The 5,334-nt window shown below is 64.4% G+C and carries 4 protein-coding genes; 1 reads left to right on the top strand and 3 read right to left on the bottom strand.

Features of this window, described 5'->3' with window-relative positions; translation table 11 throughout:
* From CG471_RS28850 to cysD, 3 genes are all read right to left on the bottom strand, one after another.
* Positions 1 to 629: 3'(2'),5'-bisphosphate nucleotidase CysQ (locus CG471_RS28850; protein ID WP_257211731.1), on the bottom strand; the 629-nt coding region annotated here is incomplete at its 3' end.
* A gap of 8 nt (positions 630 to 637) precedes the next feature.
* Positions 638 to 2,593, bottom strand: coding sequence for a sulfate adenylyltransferase subunit CysN (gene cysN / locus CG471_RS28845; RefSeq protein WP_099234551.1), 1,956 nt, complete (start codon positions 2,591 to 2,593; stop codon positions 638 to 640).
* Positions 2,594 to 2,694: 101 nt separating this feature from the next.
* Complete coding sequence (gene cysD / locus CG471_RS28840) at positions 2,695 to 3,627, bottom strand: sulfate adenylyltransferase subunit CysD (RefSeq protein WP_257211730.1); 933 nt, start codon at positions 3,625 to 3,627, stop codon at positions 2,695 to 2,697.
* A gap of 191 nt (positions 3,628 to 3,818) precedes the next feature.
* Here cysD and CG471_RS28835 point away from each other — a divergent pair, with 191 nt between their 5' ends.
* The gene (locus tag CG471_RS28835; RefSeq protein WP_099234550.1) at positions 3,819 to 4,832 is read left to right on the top strand and encodes an aldo/keto reductase; all 1,014 of its coding nucleotides are present in this window, start codon (positions 3,819 to 3,821) and stop codon (positions 4,830 to 4,832) included.
* Positions 4,833 to 5,334: the final 502 nt, after the last annotated feature.

Below are 5,334 nucleotides of genomic sequence, written 5' to 3'. Positions count from 1 at the left end.
TCGATGCGGGATGCGTGGAGGCCGTGGGCGAGTGCGACGGCGGCGGGGGCGCAGCTGTCCCATTCATATTGGCCACCGGCGTGGAGATAGATGTCGGCCTGGCCCAGGATCACGGCCATGGCCTTGGCGCCAGCTGAGCCCATGGGCACCAGTTCGGCGCCCAGCGCCTCTGCCACCGCGACCGCCTGGGGTGCCGGCCGGGTGCGGGACACGACCATGCGCAGTTTCTCGGGCGCGGGCGGGATTGCGCGCGGCTGGTCGGTGCGCAGGACGATGCCGTCGTCATGGCCCGGCAGCGCAACCGCGCCGATGGTCGGCACGCCGTCGATGGCAAGACCGACATGGACGGCCCAGTCGGCACGTTCCTCGCCATATTCGCGGGTGCCGTCGACCGGATCGACGATCCACACCCGGCTGTGGGTCAGTCTGGCCCCGTCACAGGCCATTTCCTCGGAGAGCAACCCATCCTGTGCCCGCTGCTCCCGCAGGGCATGGACGAGGAACTGGTTGGCGGTCTGGTCGCCGGCCTTGCCGAGCGCCTTGGCGCTGAACAGGCCCGAGGCACGGACCTCCAGCAACAGGCGGCCGGCGGTGTCGGCGAGATGGGCGGCGAGGTCCGCGTCCGTCATGACGTTGCTCATTTGAGCGGCATGATCTTGCGGATGATATGCTCGGCGGCTTCCTCCGGCGTCATCTCGACGGTGTTGACCCGGATTTCGGGGCTGGTGGGCGCCTCATAGGGACTGTCGATGCCGGTGAAGTTCTTGAGGGCACCCGATCGCGCCTTCTTGTAGAGGCCCTTGACGTCGCGCGCCTCGGCAACCTCGAGCGGGGTATCGACGAAGATCTCGATGAACTCGCCGTCGGCAAGCATCTCGCGCACCATCTCGCGCTCGGCGCGGAAGGGCGAGATGAAGGCGGTCAGCACGATCAGGCCCGCGTCCGCCATCAGCTTGGCAACCTCGCCGACGCGGCGGATATTCTCGATCCGGTCGGCCTCGGTAAAGCCCAGATCCTTGTTGAGGCCATGGCGGATATTGTCGCCATCCAAGAGGAAGGTGTGGCGGTTCATCAGCGCGAGCCGCTTTTCCACCTCATTGGCGATGGTCGACTTGCCCGAGCCCGAGAGGCCGGTGAACCAGAGGATGCGGGGCAGCTGGTTCTTGAGCTGAGCATGGGCCTCGCGGCCGATGTCGGTCGCCTGCCAATGGACATTCTGCGCCCGGCGCAGCGAGAAGTGGAGCATGCCCGCCGCCACGGTGCGGTTGGAGATCTTGTCGATCAGAATGAAGCCGCCCAAGGTCCGGTTGTCGGCATAGGGCTCGAAGCTGATCGGCTTGTCGGTCGCCAGTTCGGCAACGCCAATGGCATTCAAGTCCAGCGTCTTGGCCGCCAGATGCTCCATGGTGTTGACGTTGACGACATATTTGGGCGCCTGGACGGTGGCCGATACGCTCTGCGTGCCGATCTTGAGCCAATAGGGCCGGCCCGGCAGCATCGCCTCGTCATCCATCCACACGATGGTCGCCTCGAACTGGCTGGAGACCTCCGGCGGATTGTCAGCGACCGCAATGACGTCGCCGCGCGAACAGTCGATCTCGTCGGCGAAGCACAGGGTCACCGACTGGCCGGCAATGGCTTCGTCGAGATCGCCGTCGCCACCGGTCCCGCTTGCCGGGCCGGTTCCACCCGGCATCGTGACGATGCGCGAGATGGTGCTGGTCTTGCCCGAGGGCAGCACCCGCACGGCGTCACCCGGCTTGACCGATCCGCTGGCGATCAGGCCGGCAAAGCCGCGAAAGTCGAGGTTCGGACGGTTGACCCACTGGACCGGCATGCGGAAGGGCTTGGCCGCCGCGGTGGTGGCATCGACCTCGACGCTTTCGAGATGGGCCATCAGGGTCGGCCCCTGATACCAGGGGGTGTTCTCGGACCGGGCGGTGATATTGTCGCCCTTGAAGCCGGAAATGGGGATCGGCGTGAAGGCGCTGATGCCGATCGAGTGGGCGAACTCGGCATAATCCTTGACGATGCCGTCGAACACGGCCTGGTCATAGCCGACCAGGTCCATCTTGTTGACGGCCAGCACGATGTTGCGGATGCCGATCAGATGGGCGAGGTAGCTGTGGCGCCGCGTCTGGGTGAGAATGCCCTTGCGCGCGTCGATCAGGATGACGGCCAGGTCGGCGGTGGACGCGCCGGTGACCATGTTGCGGGTATATTGTTCATGGCCCGGCGTATCGGCGACGATGAACTTGCGCTTCTCGGTAGCGAAGAAGCGATAGGCGACGTCGATGGTGATGCCCTGTTCGCGCTCGGCGGCGAGGCCATCGACCAGCAGGGCGAAGTCGATCTCGCCCCCTTGCGTGCCGACGCGCTTGGAGTCTGCCTGCAATGCCTCGAGCTGATCCTCGAAGATCATCTTCGAATCATAGAGCAGCCGCCCGATCAGGGTGGACTTGCCGTCATCGACCGAGCCGCAGGTGATGAAGCGCAGCATGGTCTTGTGCTGATGGACGTCGAGATAGGCGTCGATGTCCTGCGCGATCAGCGCATCGGTCTGGTAGATCGGGTCGGCGAGCGTGTCGGTCATGGTTCAGATCCTTCCCGGCCCGGCCGGGTGCAGCATGGTTCGCGCGGAGGCGCGGAGACGCGGAGAGAAGAAGGGGGCAGGGATGGGCCTGGCGGCGGACATCAGAAGTAACCTTCCTGCTTCTTCTTCTCCATGCCGGCGCCGCCGGCATCCTTGTCGATGGCGCGACCCTGGCGCTCGGATGTGGTGGTGAGCAGCATCTCCTGAATCACCTCCGACAGGGTGCTGGCCTCGCTCTCGACCGCGCCGGTGAGCGGATAGCAGCCCAAGGTGCGGAAGCGGATCGATCGCTCGACCGGCACTTCGCCCGGTTCAAGCGGGAAGCGGTCATCATCGACCATCAGCAGCATGCCGTCGCGCTCGACGGTGGGGCGGGGCGCGGCGAAATAGAGCGGCACGATCTCGATGCCCTCCAGCTGGATATATTGCCAGATGTCGAGCTCGGTCCAGTTGGAGATGGGGAAGACGCGGATGCTCTCGCCCTTGGCCTTCTTCGCGTTGTAGAGGTTCCACAGTTCGGGCCGCTGGTTCTTGGGATCCCAGCCATGGCTGGCGGTGCGGAAGGAGAAGATGCGCTCCTTGGCGCGGCTCTTCTCCTCGTCGCGGCGCGCGCCGCCGAATGCCGCGTCGAAGCCGAACTTGTCGAGCGCCTGCTTCAAGCCTTCCGTCTTCCACATGTCGGTGTGGAGCGCGCCATGGTCGAACGGGTTGATGCCGCGCGCCTGGGCCTCGGGATTATGATGGACCAGCAGTTCCATGCCCGCGTCGCGCGCGGCCTTGTCGCGCAGATCATACATCGCCCGGAACTTCCAGGTGGTGTCGACATGGAGCAGCGGGAAGGGCGGCGGCGAGGGATAGAAGGCCTTCTTGGCCAGATGCAGCATCACCGCGCTGTCCTTGCCCACCGAATACAGCATCACAGGCCGCTCCGCCTCCGACACTACCTCCCGCAATATATGTATGCTCTCCGCCTCAAGGCGCTGAAGATGGGTCAGGTTCCGGGTCATGGGCTCGCTCGCGCCGCTGGACGGCATAAGGGTCTATAATGTGCCGTCGAAATGACCCCGCTGCGCCCGCCGGGCAAGATTGGCTTTATTAAGCCGGGTAAACCCCATCTTCTTTCGTCCTGCCGGGTGAGGGCATGACCAAGGGCATGACAGAGCGGAGAGGCGGACCTATCTCTTGCGCCATGCACGGCCCCAACCGACAGGATGTTTCCCACCCCATGACGACCGCTCTTCCCACCCGCCGCCTGGGCGCACTCACCGTTTCCGCCATCGGCCTTGGCTGCATGAACCTCTCCCACGCCTATCTGCCGCGCCCGTCTGCGGACGAGGCCGAACGGTTGCTGCGCCATGCGCTCGATGTCGGCGTGACCTTCTTCGACACCGCCGCCCTCTATGGCTTCGGCGCCAATGAGGAATTGCTCGGCTGCACCATCATGGACCGGCGCGCCGATTTCACCCTCGCCAGCAAATGCGTGCTGGCGGAGATTGACGGCAAGCGCGGCCTCGACGGCTCGCGCCAGGCGATCACCCGCGTGCTGGAGGATTCGCTGCGCCGGCTCAGGACCGACCATATCGATCTCTATTATCTCCATCGCCTGGACCCCAAGGTGCCGATCGAGGAGTCGGTCGGCGCGCTGGTGCGCGGTGTGGAGGAAGGCAAGATCGGCGCGATCGGCCTGTCGGAAATGTCGGCGGCGACGATTCGCCGCGCCCATGCGGTCCATCCGATTACCGCGGTGCAGACCGAATATTCGCCCTGGAGCCGCAACCCGGAGGTTGCCGTGCTCGATGCCTGCGCGGAACTCGGCATCGGCTTCGTCGCCTTTTCGCCGGTCGGCCGCGGCCTGCTCGCCGGCGGGGTCGGGCCACGGGGCGTGCCCGAGGGGGATATTCGCGGCGCCATGCCGCGTTTCCAGCCGCCCCACCTTGCCCATAATCTGGATCTGGCAACGAAGCTCAAGGGGCTCGCCGACGAAGCGGGCTGCACCATGGCGCAGCTTTGCCTGGCCTGGCTGCTGTCCCGTCGCGATTTCATCGTGCCGATTCCCGGCACGACCAATATGGCCCATCTCGACGAGGATCTGGCGGCCGCCAGGCTGGACCTACCGCGTCCGCTGCTCGACCGCGTCGACAGTCTGTTCGATTTCAGAGCGGTGTCGGGGCCGCGTTACCCGCGGGATGCGCAGGCGCAGATCGATACCGAATTGTGGGAAGGCGAGCCGCTGGCCTGATTCTCGCACCGATTCTCCCCTGATTCCCGATTCTTGCCGCAGCAGGAACGGGATTCGGATGGAGAAGCGTGGGACCCGGCGCCCGATCCGGTTCCGGAAACGCATTTTTATTACAAGTGCGTGAAATCTCCGAAATGCCCGGAAGGCCGGGCTTTTCACGCGATCGGCAGGGGCCACATTCTCAACTTTCGGAGGGGAAATTCAAAAAGGGCGGAATTTCGCGGTTGACCGAATCAAATGCCCCGCCTAGAGGGCTTTTCACCGGACGGGGCGCTGCCAAACGGAAGCGCTCGGGACGGTCGCCCACATAGACGGACACTGGTCCTCCAGACAAGAGTTTGGGGAACACTGGTTGTCCGGTTTTGATGTCGGGTTGGCTCTTTGACATTGTGATTTAGATGAAGGGACATGTGGGCGGCGGCCCTGGGTTCTTACGGCTTTCAGGCGTAAGGTACTCGGTAAAATTTAGGCCGTTCCTATATGTCTCGATATATTCCACTAG

The organism is Sphingobium sp. IP1 (genome assembly GCF_002708645.1).
Classification (GTDB): Bacteria; Pseudomonadota; Alphaproteobacteria; order Sphingomonadales; family Sphingomonadaceae; genus Sphingobium; species Sphingobium yanoikuyae.
Note: the sequence above shows the minus strand (reverse complement) of the source record. Positions and strands in the feature narration are given on the sequence as shown.

What these genes read in the sequence shown, in the direction of transcription:
- CG471_RS28835 (WP_099234550.1), top strand. Translation starts at nt 3,819, where the DNA reads ATGACGACCGCTCTTCCCACCCGCCGCCTGGGCGCACTCACCGTTTCC.
- cysD (WP_257211730.1), bottom strand. Translation starts at nt 3,627, where the DNA reads ATGCCGTCCAGCGGCGCGAGCGAGCCCATGACCCGGAACCTGACCCAT.
- cysN (WP_099234551.1), bottom strand. Translation starts at nt 2,593, where the DNA reads ATGACCGACACGCTCGCCGACCCGATCTACCAGACCGATGCGCTGATC.